General features: G+C 47.6%; 13 protein-coding genes. 10 read left to right on the top strand and 3 right to left on the bottom strand.

The features are described from left to right. Positions 1 to 38 precede the first annotated feature (38 nt). The 3 genes from hydF to hydE form a co-directional block, all read right to left on the bottom strand. Positions 39 to 1,253 carry a [FeFe] hydrogenase H-cluster maturation GTPase HydF gene (gene hydF, locus FND36_14755; GenBank protein ID QDW75186.1) on the bottom strand — a complete coding sequence of 405 codons (1,215 nt, stop codon included), beginning with the start codon at positions 1,251 to 1,253 and terminating at the stop codon, positions 39 to 41. A 90-nt stretch (positions 1,254 to 1,343) separates the two neighbouring features. Further along, positions 1,344 to 2,765: a [FeFe] hydrogenase H-cluster radical SAM maturase HydG gene (hydG, locus tag FND36_14750; protein ID QDW75185.1), complete on the bottom strand. Its 1,422-nt coding sequence runs from the start codon at positions 2,763 to 2,765 to the stop codon at positions 1,344 to 1,346. Between the two features lie 18 nt (positions 2,766 to 2,783). Continuing rightward, the gene (gene hydE, locus FND36_14745) at positions 2,784 to 3,887 is read right to left on the bottom strand and encodes a [FeFe] hydrogenase H-cluster radical SAM maturase HydE (GenBank protein ID QDW75184.1); all 1,104 of its coding nucleotides are present in this window, start codon (positions 3,885 to 3,887) and stop codon (positions 2,784 to 2,786) included. A 309-nt stretch (positions 3,888 to 4,196) separates the two neighbouring features. Between hydE and FND36_14740 the strand changes: the two genes are divergently transcribed. The 10 genes from FND36_14740 (at position 4,197) to FND36_14695 (ending at position 14,125) form a co-directional block, all read left to right on the top strand. Beyond that, positions 4,197 to 5,018 carry a protein-ADP-ribose hydrolase gene (locus tag FND36_14740; GenBank protein ID QDW75183.1) on the top strand — a complete coding sequence of 274 codons (822 nt, stop codon included), beginning with the start codon at positions 4,197 to 4,199 and terminating at the stop codon, positions 5,016 to 5,018. Between the two features lie 147 nt (positions 5,019 to 5,165). After that, entirely contained in the window at positions 5,166 to 5,429 is a 264-nt protein-coding gene (locus FND36_14735; GenBank protein QDW75182.1) for a hypothetical protein, read from the top strand. Then, positions 5,430 to 7,514, top strand: a complete 2,085-nt coding sequence (locus tag FND36_14730; protein QDW75181.1) for a heavy metal translocating P-type ATPase — start codon at positions 5,430 to 5,432, stop codon at positions 7,512 to 7,514. A gap of 310 nt (positions 7,515 to 7,824) precedes the next feature. Then, on the top strand, positions 7,825 to 8,415 hold the full coding sequence (locus tag FND36_14725) for a hypothetical protein (GenBank protein ID QDW75180.1): 591 nt from the start codon (positions 7,825 to 7,827) through the stop codon (positions 8,413 to 8,415). A 63-nt stretch (positions 8,416 to 8,478) separates the two neighbouring features. Then, positions 8,479 to 9,273 (top strand): energy-coupling factor transporter transmembrane protein EcfT, encoded by a 795-nt coding sequence (locus FND36_14720; protein ID QDW75179.1) that lies wholly within the window; start codon positions 8,479 to 8,481, stop codon positions 9,271 to 9,273. Continuing rightward, positions 9,261 to 10,112: an ABC transporter ATP-binding protein gene (locus tag FND36_14715; protein ID QDW75178.1), complete on the top strand. Its 852-nt coding sequence runs from the start codon at positions 9,261 to 9,263 to the stop codon at positions 10,110 to 10,112. The genes FND36_14720 and FND36_14715 overlap by 13 nt, the downstream gene beginning before the upstream one ends. Continuing rightward, positions 10,109 to 10,915, top strand: a complete 807-nt coding sequence (locus FND36_14710) for an energy-coupling factor ABC transporter ATP-binding protein (protein QDW75652.1) — start codon at positions 10,109 to 10,111, stop codon at positions 10,913 to 10,915. The genes FND36_14715 and FND36_14710 overlap by 4 nt, the downstream gene beginning before the upstream one ends. Next, the gene (locus FND36_14705) at positions 10,912 to 11,544 is read left to right on the top strand and encodes a hypothetical protein (GenBank protein QDW75177.1); all 633 of its coding nucleotides are present in this window, start codon (positions 10,912 to 10,914) and stop codon (positions 11,542 to 11,544) included. Before FND36_14710 ends, FND36_14705 begins: the two co-directional genes overlap by 4 nt. A gap of 11 nt (positions 11,545 to 11,555) precedes the next feature. Continuing rightward, a complete protein-coding gene (locus tag FND36_14700; GenBank protein QDW75176.1) occupies positions 11,556 to 12,842 on the top strand; it encodes an ArgE/DapE family deacylase in 1,287 nt (428 codons plus the stop codon). Further along, the gene (locus FND36_14695) at positions 12,827 to 14,125 is read left to right on the top strand and encodes an amidohydrolase family protein (GenBank protein ID QDW75175.1); all 1,299 of its coding nucleotides are present in this window, start codon (positions 12,827 to 12,829) and stop codon (positions 14,123 to 14,125) included. The genes FND36_14700 and FND36_14695 overlap by 16 nt, the downstream gene beginning before the upstream one ends. Positions 14,126 to 14,147 lie beyond the last annotated feature (22 nt).

Genomic DNA, 14,147 nt, shown 5'->3' with positions numbered 1-14,147 from the left:
GTCCCAAATTAACTTTTGCCCTGTACCTTTTTGAACAATCAGGAGAAGATTTCCAGACTTCGTGCCAGGATTCCTTTCATATACGCAATGGCTGTTCCGTAGTTGGTTATAGGAATGCCGGCATCTTCCGCGCATTTCAAGCGGTATTTCATCTCCCGTTCATTAAGGGTGCAGCCGCCGCAGTGGATGATGAGGCGGTAGCGCTGGAGATCCTGCGGGAATTCGGTGCCGCTGGTAAAATCAAAGCTTAGCTCCTTTCCGGTATGTGTACGGATCCAGCGAGGGAGTTTGACTGTCCCAATGTCTTCGCACTGGCGGTGGTGGGTACAGCCCTCGGAAATCAAAATATGGTCGCCGTCTTCCAGAGAATCAAGGGTTTTTGCGCCAGCGGCCAGAAGTTCCAGATTCCCTTTATATCGGGCAAATAGAATGGAAAATGAAGTCAGTGGGATATCGTTTGGAACGATGGAAGCTACTTCCTGGAAGGCCTGACTATCAGTAATGACCAAGTCTGGCCTGCGGTCAAGTTTCGCAAGAGTTTTTGCAAGCTCGCTTTCACGGACAACAATGGAGACGGCGCCGGCTTCAAGAAGGTCCCGGATAGTCTGCTGCTGGGGCAGGATCAGCCGGCCTTTTGGAGCCGCGCTGTCAATAGGAACCACAAGAATGACAAAGTCCAAAGGTTGTACAAGGTCGGCGGCAATCCTGCGGGTTTGGTCTTCTTCTGGGACAAGACAGGCAATAGCTTCCTTTAATTCCTGAATGTGAGAACCGCTGGAAGCGCTGGCCCAAAATAATTTTTCCGGCTGAACCTGAAGAATATCCGCCGCCTTTTTGACTGTTGTTTCTGAGGAGGAAATCAGATCCGCCTTATTTAAGACCACAAGAAATGGAATCCCCTTCTTTTGAATGAGGGAGAGGATATCCAGATCTTCTGGGGAGGGGGCGGACGTGCCGTCGATCACCAGAATGGCAATATCGGTTTTGTTTAAAATTTGATAGGCTTTTTGTATACGCAGGGCGCCTAGATTACCCTCATCGTCCAAACCAGGGGTATCGATCATAACGACAGGGCCAAGAGGCAGAAGCTCCATAGCCTTTAGGACTGGATCGGTGGTGGTGCCTTTAACTTCCGAGACGATAGCCAAACTCTGACCAGTGAGAGCATTGATCAGACTGGATTTACCGGCATTGCGCCGGCCAAAAATCCCGATATGAGTGCGTTCCGCTGAAGGTGTGGTATTTAAACTCATAAGAAAACTCCTTTCATTTTGTCAAAAAGGTACAGGGCATTTGTCAATTGGGGACGTAGTAAAATTGAAGTTTACTACGTCCCCAATTGATTAAAACCGGAAATCCCGCCGGTTATTTTCCCGGATCAACCGGAGATTTTCTTCTACGGTTGCCCGCACTTTTTCGTTCGGCACGTTGAGAACTTCCTTATCGATTAGTTTATCGCCAATGGCTTTTGTCGCCGGGGAGGCGTAATCCATCAGGTACTCTTCCAGCGTCATAAGTGCGTTTGGATGGCAGCAGTTCTGAATCTGCCCGCTCTTGCACAGGGACATGAAACGGTCGCCGGTCCGTCCGGCCCGATAGCAGGCGGTGCAGAAGCTGGGAATGTAGTCCATTTCCATAAGCCAGCGGACTACTTCGTCTAAGGTCCGGTTATCAATCACATCAAACTGAGCGGAATTTTCTTCTTCCGGCTCTGGATCCACATATCCGCCCACGCTGGTACGGGAGCCGCCGCTGATCTGGGAGATGCCAAGATGAAGGACACGCTCTCGGACTTTCTGGCTCTCTCTTGTGGAAATGATCATTCCAGTGTAAGGTACAGCGATGCGGATGCAGGCTACCAGCTTGGCGAAGGTATCGTCATCGATGCCGTTTGTAAATGTGCTGGCGTCAATATCATCCGCGTTTCGAAGACGGGGAACGCTGATGGTATGAGGTCCCACGCCGAATGCGGCCTCCAGGTGCTCCGCATGCATCAGTAGTCCGGCAAATTCATAGCGGTATTTGTCAAGACCAAAGAGCACGCCGATGCCTACGTCGTCAATGCCGCCTTCCATTGCCCGGTCCATTGCCTCTGTATGGTAATCATAGTCATGCTTTGGTCCGGTAGGATGAAGTTCCAGGTAGCTTTCTTTGTGATAGGTCTCCTGGAATAAGATATAGGTTCCGATGCCTGCCTCTTTGAGCAGCCGATAATTATCCACGGTGGTTGCGGCGATATTAATATTTACCCGGCGGATTGCTCCATTTTTATGTTTGATGCTGTAGATCGTGTTGATAGAATCCAGGTAGTACTCCATGGTGTTATGTACCGGGTCCTCACCGGCCTCCAACGCCAGCCGTTTGTGGCCCATATCCTGCAAAGCGATCACTTCCCGGCGGATTTCCTCCTGGGACAGTTTCTTGCGGGCAATGTGCTTATTTTTCATATGATAGGGGCAGTAAGTACAGCCGTTAATGCAGTAGTTAGAGAGATAAAGGGGCGCAAATAACACGATTCGGTTCCCATAGAAATCTTTCTTGATCTGTTCCGCCAGCTTGTAGATCTTCTGGTTTAGATCTTCATCTTGACAGACCAGAAGAACAGAAGCCTCCCGGTGGGAAAGACCTTTGCGCAGAGAAGCTTTCTCGATCAGGGATTCGATCAGTTCTTTATTGTTTTTGTTTGCGTCAGCATAGGCCAAAGTTTCCAGAATTTCCTCGTGGTTGATAAAATCATCCGCGTGTTTTGAGTTTACGTCATACATAGGGTGGTTTCCTCCTTTTTAAAAATGATGTGATATATTGACGGACGTTGTTTCTTCAAACGTCAGTACATGTGTCTGCATTTTGGAATCGCCTCGCGCTGTGACTACCTGGTAGCCGATCGCTGCCATTTGCTTTTCCAAAAGGGCGCGGCATTCCGCGGCTTCTTCATTGGTGCAGATTTTGTTATCGTACAGAAGATAATCGCCCCGTACTTTGGCGGGCGACAGATTGGGCATGACTACATTGGCCCCGGCCAGGATTCCCAGTTCCCGGCCTTTGGGATGGATGGTTCCAAGAGCGGTGGTAGCCGGAAGAAGCACTTTGGGAAGCATAAGCCTAAGAAGCCCCAGCAGAAAAAGAGTCAATTCCAGAGTTCCTGCCGGTTCTTTCGCAAAGGGAGTGTCGTGGTGTGGGATGAAAGGGCCGATTCCTACCATCTGAGGCTGCAGTTTTTGGATAAAAAGCATATCTTCCGCCAGCAGTTCCGGGGTCTGAAAAGGAGAACCCACCATGAATCCTGTTCCTACCTGATACCCGATGCGTTTCAGGTTCCAAAGACATTCCTGCCGGTTCCCGGCTGTCAGAGATGGAGGGTGCAGTTTGGCATAATGTTTGGAATCAAAGGTTTCGTGGCGCAGCAGATAGCGGTCTGCGCCTGCGTTGTAATAAGCCTGATAGGACTCGTAAGATTTTTCGCCGATAGATAAAGTCAGCGCGCAGTCAGGATACTGCTTCTTAATGGATTCAATCAAGTCTGTCATCCGGATGTCTGTGAAATATCCGTCTTCCCCGCCCTGCAGGACGAAAGTGCGGAAGCCAAGTTCATATCCGAGCTGGCAGCAGGAGAGGATGTCTTCTTTGGAGAGCCGATAGCGGGAAGCGTTTCTATTGTTTCTGCGTATGCCGCAGTAGAAACAGTCGTTTTTGCAGTAATTGGTAAATTCGATCAGTCCCCGGATGTAAATGTCATGGCCGTACCAGGTGTGCCGCTCTTGGCGTGCCAGGGAAAAGAGCTCTTCCGCCAATTCCGGAGTCCGTCCGGCGATGAGAGCCGTCCATTCTTCTTTTGTAAGAGAACGCTGGTCCTTCAGCCGATAGAGAAGGGAGCGCAGATCATCCACATATATCACCTCGCAGTCAGAATAAAGCCCAGGTTTTCCCTTGCGGAAATGGGCGGCGATCATAGAAAAAGGACCCGCGCACTTAGGCATCGGGTCCGAAAAGAACAGAGAATCTCCCTGTCCTAAAATGGTTGAATCCAGCCGCCTTTTCCCGCAGGTGTTACCCTTTGTGATCAGTACGTATTTAAAAAATTATAACATAAGAAAATTAGCTTCACAACTGAAAATGTAAATGGAATAGAAAGAAAACACGGAAAGATCAGGAATATCCTGTGTTATAATAAGAGAAATAGAAAAAAGGAGAGTTCTATGACCAGAGAAGAAAAAGTGGATAAATTGATCCGGTTATTAAAAAAGGAGTGCCCAGGCTATGGAGTGATCCAGGAGCCGGGAAATTGTCAGGAAAAGCGAAGACTCCTGCGAAGCTTGATGAATGTGCGCTGGCCGGGGGAGGCAGGAGAAGAATACCTGCGGCTGCAGGACGAACTGCTGCAAGAAGAGGCGGAAGAGAAGGGAATTGTCTATCCCGAAGATATACCAACGGCGGCAGAAATATATCCACAGACAGAATTGCGGAACGCCAATCGGATCGCGCTCTGGAAAGGAGACATTACCACCCTGGCGGCCGACGCGATCGTGAATGCGGCCAATAGCCAGATGCTGGGCTGTTTTGTCCCTTGCCATGGGTGTATTGACAATACGATTCATTCCGCCGCAGGAATTCAGCTTCGCAACGAGTGTGCCAGACTGATGGAGGAACAGGGACAGGAAGAAAAGCCCGGAAAAGCCAAGATCACATCGGGTTATAATCTGCCGGCCAGGTATGTGATCCATACGGTGGGGCCGATGGTTGGCGTGGATGTAACTGAGAAGCAGAAGGAAGAATTGAAAAATTGCTATCAAAGCTGTTTGCGCCTGGCTGATAAAAAGAATCTTGCTACAGTAGCGTTTTGCTGCATTTCTACCGGTGAATTTCACTTTCCAAATAAATTAGCCGCTCAGATTGCTCTGGATACGATAGACCGGACGTTAACCCATCTGCGATTGGAAAAAGTAATCATTGACGTCTTTAAAGAAGAAGATTTTCATATATATCAGAAAATCATTCAAAAAGGGACAGGGCATTTTTAATTGGGGCCGGGGGATTTTTAAAAATCCCCCGGCCCCAATTAATGCGATCAATTTTTCTCAACAATGCATTTTTTGCATGCCAATCTCTATTTCCTGTGCTAAAGTATAGGGAATATGAAAGATACATATGAGAAAGGATGATGGAATATGTGGAAAGATTGTATGAAATGTACGAAAGGCCTTGGATTATTTGGAGCGGGAGTTCTATTTGGAACTGCCGGACTTAAGATTCTGGGCAGCCAGGATGCCAAGAAGGTCTACACAAATGTGGTCGCCGCAGGACTGAGAGGAAGGGAGTGCGTGATGAAAGCGACTGTCAGGGTACAGGAGAATGCGGAGGATGTACTGGCTGAGGCGAAAGAGATCAATCGCCAGAGGGAAGAAGAGCAGAAGCAGGGAGAGGTTGAGTAAATGAAATGCAGAATTGCTCATGAGATTCAGGGAAGAATCCGTTTCGTTGCCGAATCGGGTTCTTTTGCCATACATGAGGCGGAAGCCGTGTACTGCTATTTAACGCAGGTCCCCGGTGTGGCGGATGTGAAGGTTTATGAACGCACTGGAAGTGTGGCGGTAACATATGAAAGTGACCGGCTGGCATTGATCCGGGCGATAGGGGAGCTGGATCTGGAGAAGGAAACTGCCAAAAGTCTTGTGCCGGAAAATACGGGGAGGGAGCTGAACCAATATTATAAAGAGAAGATAATGGCCTGCGCGGTGCGGAAAGGGATAGAACGGCTATTTCTGCCCTGCCCTGTGCGGGTGATACTGACTATCTTCCGATCCTGGCGGTATGTGACGGCCGGGATCCGCTGTCTTCTGAAGGGGCAGATCAAAGTGGCGGTGCTGGATGGGACGGCAATCCTGGTGTCTATCCTGCGGGGAGATTTTGATACGGCAAGCTCTGTTATGTTCATGCTGAACCTGGGGGAACTGCTGGAAGAGTGGACGCATAAGAAGTCTGTGGATGATCTGGCAAGGAGTATGGCTTTAAAGGTGGATAAGGTATGGCTGAAACGGGGAGAGGATGAGATTTTAGTCCCGTTTGACTCTATAAAAAATGGCGATGAGCTTCTGGTACGGGTCAGCGAGACCATTCCGGCGGACGGGGTAGTAGTTTCTGGTGAGGCAATGGTAAATCAAGCCTCTCTCACCGGAGAGTCGGTACCGGTAGCGAAAAAGGAAGGACGCCAAGTCTATGCCGGAACGGTGGTAGAAGAAGGAGAGCTGGTCTTAAGCGTGCAGGGAGCCAAAGGGAATACCCGTTATGAGCGGATTGTCCATATGATCGAAGAATCCGAAAAGCTGAAATCAACAGTGGAGGCAAAGGCTGAGCATATGGCGGACAAGCTGGTGCCTTATACATTTGCCGGAACATTTCTTACTTATTTTCTGACTCGTAATGTGACGAAGGCGCTGTCTGTGCTGATGGTAGATTACTCCTGCGCTTTGAAGCTGGCCATGCCGGTGTCTGTGCTTTCCGCTATGCGGGAGTGCTCCGATCATGGCATTGTAGTGAAAGGCGGGAAATTTCTGGAGGCGGTGGCAGAGGCAGATACCATCGTGTTTGATAAGACAGGAACCATGACGAAGGCGCAGCCTACCGTGGTCGATGTGGTATCCACCTGTCAGGAAAACGCGGATGAGCTTCTGCGTCTGGCAGCCTGCCTGGAGGAACATTTTCCTCATTCTATCGCAAACGCTGTAGTAGCAAAGGCGGTAGAAAGGGGACTGGGCCACGATGAACTTCATAGTAGGGTGGAATATGTGGTGGCTCATGGTATTGCCACCAATGTAGGAGAGGAGAGAGTCCTGATCGGAAGCGCTCATTTCATCTTTGAAGATGAGAAGGTCCGCCTTCCAGAAGAACACCGTGAAATGCTGGAGCATCTCCCAGAGGAATATTCCTACCTTTATCTGGCGAAAGGAGGGGAGCTGGCGGCAGTTATTACGATTGCGGACCCTCTGCGGGAAGAGGCGGCAGATGTGGTGCGCCAGCTAAAGGACCGCGGTCTCAAAAAAGTTGTGATGATGACCGGGGACAGTGAGAAGACGGCCCGTTCCATTGCGGCAAAAACTGGGGTGGATCAATACTACGCGGAAGTGCTCCCAGAAGACAAAGCGAGATTTGTGGAGAAGGAAAAGGAAGCGGGACGAAAGGTGATCATGGTGGGAGACGGTATCAACGATTCCCCGGCATTGTCAGCGGCAGATGCGGGTATCGCCATGAATGAGGGGGCTCAGATTGCCAGGGAGATCGCGGATGTGACCATTTCCGGAGAGGACCTCTATAGTCTGGTCAGGCTCAGAAAGCTGAGCATGGAGCTGATGAACCGGATTCATTCCAACTACCGTTCGATCGTAGGGATCAACACAGGAATCCTGGGACTTGGAGCGGCAGGGGGAATTATGCCCAATACGGCGGCGCTTCTGCATAACGCTTCTACAATCGGGATTGGTCTGAAGAGTATGACCAATCTGCTGGAAGAAGAGGCATAAAATTTTATAAAAGAAAGAGATGACAGTCAAAAAAGCAAAGTATTTTTGGCTGTCTTTTTTGTTAGATGAGTAAAACGATTTATCAAAAAGTAAATATAAACAAAAACGAGGAAATAATTTGTATAAAATTACAATAAAAAAACTTTTATTTGTGTAAATAGGATAAAATAAATCTACCAAATCGGTGAATTTTCCCAGTTGAAAACAATAAAAAATCAAGTTATAATCTGTACATAGATAAAAGGAAAAACGGTTTACCAAACGAAAATGCGTTGTGAGACCGCGCGAGAGAGAAAAGGAGGAAAACAAAATGAGTACACAGAAACAAAAACTGAATAAACTGGCAATCTTTTTGATCCCAATCGGAATTGCGGTAAATGTAGTAGGAGGCCAGCTGGCTGTACTTTTAAAACTTCCGGTATTCTTAGATAGTATTGGAACTTTTGTGGTCGGCGCTCTTTGCGGATGGGGACCAGGTCTATTAGTAGGACTTGGCTGCGGATTGATTAATGCAATTTCTCTGCCAACATTGCTGCCTTACACCGTGATTGGAATGCTGTTTGGTGTTCTGGCTAATCTGATGGCTAAGAAAGGCATGTTCTCTGCATTTTGGAAAGCGCCTTTGAACGGTATCATGATTGGAATCATCAGTACCTGTATCGCAGTGCCGATCACGGCTACCCTTTATGGTGGATTTGTAGGGACGGGAGCCAGTGTGATCGTGACAACTCTGATGGCTGCTGGATGGGACGTGGTTCCGGCTACATTTGTCAGCGAACTGACTTCTGAATTAACCGACAAGATTATTTGCCTGATCATTATTTTCTTTGTATTAAAGGCAATGCCGGCAAGATTTGTTGTAAAACTTCCGAATGGAAAATATTTTATTAAAGAGGACTAGGAAGGGGGCAGTCATGCTGATACAGCGGCATGGCTGCAAATTCTTTAAAGCGGGAGGTACTTTATGAATTACGATTTTGCGAAAAAATATATGGAGCCTAAAAGAACCGGTAATCCTATCCGGGATCTGAATCCTTTGAGTAAGGCGAATCTGCTTTTGGTCTTGGGATTATCTCCATTTATTGTACAGAATTTTATCTACGGATTTGCCATGGTTATTATCTTCATATTGATTTCAGCGGCAGCAGGCTGTTTCCGTTCCTTCTTTTCCCTGTACTGGAAGGTACTGCTCCTGTTTGGCGTATTTCTGTTCCTGGTAAAAGCGGCGTTCTCGCCGGGAGAACACGTACTCTATCAGATTTGGGGGATCTGTATAACTACAGAAAGTATCCAGTCTGGTTTAAATATCGTTGCTTTGGTACTGGCATTCAGCGGCGCCTTCATTTTGTTCGTAAAGATGACGCCGATGGAGGATCTAACTTATATGCTGGAACAAAAAGGGGTTTCTCATATGGTTTCCTTCGTGATCCTTTCTTCTTTCCAGACTATCACAGATCTGGGACAGAATGCGAAAATTATTATGGAATCACAGAAGGCGAGAGGAATCGAGACAGAAGGAAATGTATTCCAGAGAGCCAAGGCGTATATTCCGGTGATGGGGCCTTTGGTCTTAAATGCGATTTCCAGCACGGAGGAAAAGTCTATCGCCATGGATGCGAGAGCGTTCTCCGCACCAGTGGAACATACATTTCTGTCTGAGCTTCCTAAGGTGAGTGGGAAAGAGAAAGCGGTTGTGATTTTATTTGATCTTGCGTTTGCCGCATTGATCGTAGGGAGGATTGTGTTATGCATCTTATAGAATTAAAAAATGTTACATATACCTACCCTCTGGCGAAAGAGCCGGCGCTGAAAAGTGTAAATTGTACGCTGGAGAGAGGGAAATTCTACGGGGTGATCGGAGAGAACGCGGGAGGAAAGACTACGTTCTGTAATCTTCTCCGTGGGTTGGTTCCTCATTTCTATCAAGGGAAGCTGGAAGGCGAGGCGCTAGTAGAAGGAGAAGATATCCGCAGTATTGATGAGAACGTTCTTTCTACAAAGATGGGATATATTTTCCAGAATCCTTTCACCCAGATCAGCGGCGTGCGTAAAACTGTTTTTGAGGAAATTGCGCTAGGTCTGGAAAATCTAGGTGTGCCGAAAGAAAAAATGATCCGGAGAGTCGTTGAGATTGCAGAACTTTTAAAGATTGAGCATTTGCTTGAGAATGATCCGAACCGGCTTTCTGGAGGCCAGCGGCAGAAAGTAGCTTTTGCCTCAATTATTGCTATGGATATGGATATCTTTGTGATAGACGAGCCAACTTCACAGTTGGATCCGGCAGGAACAGAGGGAATTTTTGAGATCATACGAATGTTGAAAGAAGAAGGCAAGACCATTGTCCTGGTAGAGCATAAAGTGGATCTTCTGGCGGAATATGCTGATGAAGTAATCGTGATCGGAGATGGAACGATTCAGGCAAAAGGGCCGGCAGAGGAGGTCTTAAGTGATTTTTCTCTCCTGGAAAAAGGAGCGATGCTTCCACAAGCGGTCTTTCTTAGTAAAGAGCTGGAGAAGCATGGGATCACATTACCGCATATTCCGGTGACGAAGGAAGAATGTGTGAGATTATTGAGGGAAAGGATGGAGCAGCAGTGAATCAGATTGAGTTAAAACATGCATATTTTGAGTACCCCAACGGATTTCTCGCCAATGAAGATTTAAACCTGACGGTAAAACGAGGAGAGCGGGTGGCAATCGTAGGACAGAATGGCGCAGGGAAAACAACGGCGGTAAAAATGATGAATGGTCTGCATAAACCCACCAAAGGAGATGTGCTGGTAGACGGCAAGAATACGAAAGACTATACCACAGCTCAGATTGCCCGACACGTGGGATATGTATTTCAAAATCCAGACGATCAAATCTTTAATCAGTCCGTTTATGCAGAGATTGCTTATATGCCTAAATATTATAAATGTTCTGAAAAAGAGATCAAAAGAAAGGTAGAGGAAGCGGCTGGAATCATGAAAATCGAACGATTTCTGGACAAAAATCCCTTCGAGATTCCTTATGTTATCCGGAAATTTGTTACGATTGCAGCGATTTTAGCAACGGAACCACAGTATATTATCCTGGACGAGCCTACCGCTGGGCAGGATTTGAAAGGAATCAAGATCCTTTCAGACCTTTTGAACATTTTGGAAGAAAAAGAAATTGGTGTGATTACGATTACTCACGACATGGAATTCGCGGCCGATAATTTCAAGAGAGTAGTAGCTATGGCGAATAAACATATTATCGCAGACGGCACGGCACAAGAAATCTTCAGTCAGGATGAAATATTAAAGGAAAGTAAGATCAAACGAACCGAGATTGGAGCTATTGCAGAAGAGCTGGGGCTGGGGAGTGATATTTTAAATGCGGCGGACTTTGTAGAACGCTGGGAAAGCAGAAAATGATGAAGACGGTTTTATGTTACGGAGATTCGAATACCTGGGGATACGAACCGAAGACGGACGGAAGAATCCCTTGGAAACAAAGGTGGCCGGGCATTCTTCAGGATAAACTTGGAGCAGATTTTCAGGTTGTTGAAAACGGACTATGCGGGCGTACTACCCGGCATGAGAGCGCAACGGAAGCATTTGTCAATGGATATCTGGAAGCCCGGGTATGTGCTGAGGTAAATGCCCCTCTCTCTGTAGCTGCGGTGATGTTGGGGACCAATGACTGTAAGGACGAATATACCTCAGAACCGGCCGATATTGCAGAAAATGTGAAAGCGGTAGCCAAAGTGTTTCAGGAGAAAGGAGCCAAGATCCTGATTTTGTCACCGGCGCCGATCCGAGAATTAGAAAAGAGTCCATTTCGGGACGAATTTGGAAGATACGCAGAAGAAAAAAGCAGACGGCTTCCGGGATATTTGCGGAAAATGGCAGATGAAATGGGATGGACATTCCTGGAAACGGGAAAATTTGTAAAGGCTGGGGATTATGATGGCATCCATCTCCCGGCTGAGGAGCATGCAAAGCTGGCGGAGGCAGTGGCAAAAAAGATAGAAGAATTATCGAGAGATATAGAACAGAAATAAAGGAGGACATCATGGAAGACAAGAGAATTCAAGAAGCGCTGGAAGCCAATAAGCAGAAATATATTGATTGTCTGCTGAAATTAGTCAGTATCGATACCCATGATATTGGCCACGGGATTGAAGGCGGGTTGGAAGCGGCCGGTCAGGATTATATGGCAGAACTGTTTCAGGAACTGGGAGCGGATAAAGTAGAGAAAGATCCCTTAAAAGAAGAGAGTATCTTAAAGTGTAAAGAGCTTTACCGGGAGGGAAATACGGGACATAATTATGAGAACCGCTATAATGTGTATGCAACCTTCCAGGGGAAACAGGAGAAATCTATTTTATTCAATGGGCATATTGACCATATGCCGGCAGAAAATGAAGAGCACTGGGTTATTCCGCCGCTAAATCCCCAAGTGATCGAGAATCGGATTACAGGACTTGGCGTGGCAGATATGAAAGCAGGGCTGATGGCATCTGTTATGGCTACCGCACTGCTGAAGGACGCAGGCATCGAGCTTCCGGTTACAGTCAAATATGCTTCTGTATGCGATGAAGAGGGAGGCGGAAACGGATCTCTCTGCGCAGCTATGAGCGGCGTGAAGGCTGATGCGGTGGTAGTATGTGAGCCAACCAATTACGAATTGATCGCGGCCCATATGGGATGGGTATTCTTTCAGGTAGAGGTAGAAGGGATCGCAGTACACTCAGGATTAAAACTTGCAGGGGTTAACGCAATTGAGAAGGCGTATAAGCTGATGGAAGCAATTGACGAGCTGGAGCATCGCTGGCTGTTAAAGTATAAACATCCGCTTCTTCCGCCTCCGTCCAGTAATGTGGGCGTGATTTACGGTGGAGAAGCTGGTTCTACGATACCGGATTACTGCTGCTTTAAGACTTGTGTTCATTATCTGCCAAGATTGATGAGCCATGAGCAGGTGGTGGAAGAATATACGAATGCGATTCTGAAGCGCTGTGAGGGAGACGAATGGCTGTCCGAGCATAAGCCGAAGATCAGCATCTACCAGACGGGAAATCCATTCGAAATGGATTTGACACATCCTTTCGTAGATTCCTTCAAAACGGCATATAAAAATGCGGTGGGAAGGGATGTGAAGATTGTAGGATCTCCGGCTGGCTGTGATTCCCGTACCTGGTACAATATCGTGAAATGCCCGACTCTGCAGTATGGGCCTGGGTCTCTGGAACAGTGTCATGCGGTCAATGAATATGTGACGGTAGAACAGTATCTGGATGCAATTAAGATTTATGCCAATCTAATTTTGGAGTGGGCAGACGCATGTACGGAACATTAGACTATGGGATACTAAAAGCCCACGAAAGGAAAGGGCGTTTAATCTTAAAAGGAGGGTTGGTGATAGATCCCGCCAGCCGTTTGGAGGAGATACGGGATGTGGTCATTGAGAAAGACCAGATTCAGGATGTAGTACTAGAAGCCAGCTGTCTGCCAGAGGACCGGGTGATTGACTGCCGGGGACTGGAAGTATGGCCAGGCTTGATCGATATGCATCTGCATATCAGCGACCTCTATGAGTTTGATACCCGGACGGCCTGGGGGGCCGTGGAGGATGGTGTAACGATGGGGCTGACACCGGGGGCTGGAAACACATTTATGACGCCAGCTCTTTTAGGGGCTGAGGTTGACAGAGGGCTTCCCATCAACTTGGGAGCCTATATTGGAGGAGCCAATGTACTTGGAACGATGCTGGATACAGAAGAACTGATCCAACTCTTCAAAGGAGAGCTTTCCAAAGAACGAAAGGATCAGAAGCTAAGCCGGAACTGGATTACCAATGAAACGGCTCCCTATGCGGTGGGAATTAAAGAACATATGGGGCATTTCCTTCTTCCGGATGAGAAGATACGGCAGTTGTTTCAGATTACAGAAGAGGCCGGCCTGGTATTTATGTCTCATACACAGGACATTCGCCATACGGAAAGAATCTGTGATCTGGCGGATGGGAGAGCTGTTCATTTGGGGCATGCCAGTGCAGTAGGCTGCGGAACCCATGGAGATCCGGTAAAAGCTATGAAAAAAGTGATAGATCTGTGCAGACAAGATCATATTACAGGGGAATTTGTAACCACCATGCTCCGCAGAGGCAGAGGCAGCAGAGAAGGACTGCAGATCGACAGGAAAGCACAGGAGATTGCGCTGCAAGCGGTGGCCGATAGAGAAATTAAGATTCTGGTATCTGATGGACAGAATCAGTCTACAATGAAAGGATTTGGAGATACCAGAGATAATATTCCCTGTATTCTGGAACTGATCCAGGATCAAGTGCTGGACCGTCAGAGCGCAGTGGCGACGATGACTGCCAATCCGGCCAAGTTGCTGGCTATACGGACTGGCTGTCAGGAATGGAAACGTTATGGGAATCTGTCCCCAGGTTCCTATGCTAACCTTACAGTGGTAGATGTGGATGATAAGCAGGCCACCTATGTAGTGACCAATGGGCATCTTACGGCTTTTGAAAACCGTTGCCTGCGCGGTTCAGGACATGCAGGATACTGGGTGAGCCGGTTTGGAACACATCAGGAAATGGGAGTGGGAGGGTTGCCTCTCTACCAGTCATAATTGAAATGAATCGTGAAGAAAG

It is taken from the genome of Lachnospiraceae bacterium KGMB03038 (genome assembly GCA_007361935.1).
Lineage (GTDB): Bacteria > Bacillota > Clostridia > Lachnospirales > Lachnospiraceae > Massilistercora.
The sequence above is the reverse complement of the archived record's forward strand: the minus strand, read 5'-3'. Positions and strand labels throughout refer to the sequence as shown.

Bases quoted from the DNA above. Each gene is read 5' to 3' on its own strand.
- hydF (QDW75186.1), bottom strand. From the start codon at position 1,253: ATGAGTTTAAATACCACACCTTCAGCGGAACGCACTCATATCGGGATT.
- FND36_14720 (QDW75179.1), top strand. From the start codon at position 8,479: ATGAATTACGATTTTGCGAAAAAATATATGGAGCCTAAAAGAACCGGT.
- FND36_14695 (QDW75175.1), top strand. From the start codon at position 12,827: ATGTACGGAACATTAGACTATGGGATACTAAAAGCCCACGAAAGGAAA.
- FND36_14725 (QDW75180.1), top strand. From the start codon at position 7,825: ATGAGTACACAGAAACAAAAACTGAATAAACTGGCAATCTTTTTGATC.
- FND36_14700 (QDW75176.1), top strand. From the start codon at position 11,556: ATGGAAGACAAGAGAATTCAAGAAGCGCTGGAAGCCAATAAGCAGAAA.
- FND36_14740 (QDW75183.1), top strand. From the start codon at position 4,197: ATGACCAGAGAAGAAAAAGTGGATAAATTGATCCGGTTATTAAAAAAG.
- FND36_14730 (QDW75181.1), top strand. From the start codon at position 5,430: ATGAAATGCAGAATTGCTCATGAGATTCAGGGAAGAATCCGTTTCGTT.
- FND36_14705 (QDW75177.1), top strand. From the start codon at position 10,912: ATGATGAAGACGGTTTTATGTTACGGAGATTCGAATACCTGGGGATAC.
- FND36_14735 (QDW75182.1), top strand. From the start codon at position 5,166: ATGTGGAAAGATTGTATGAAATGTACGAAAGGCCTTGGATTATTTGGA.
- FND36_14715 (QDW75178.1), top strand. From the start codon at position 9,261: ATGCATCTTATAGAATTAAAAAATGTTACATATACCTACCCTCTGGCG.
- hydG (QDW75185.1), bottom strand. From the start codon at position 2,765: ATGTATGACGTAAACTCAAAACACGCGGATGATTTTATCAACCACGAG.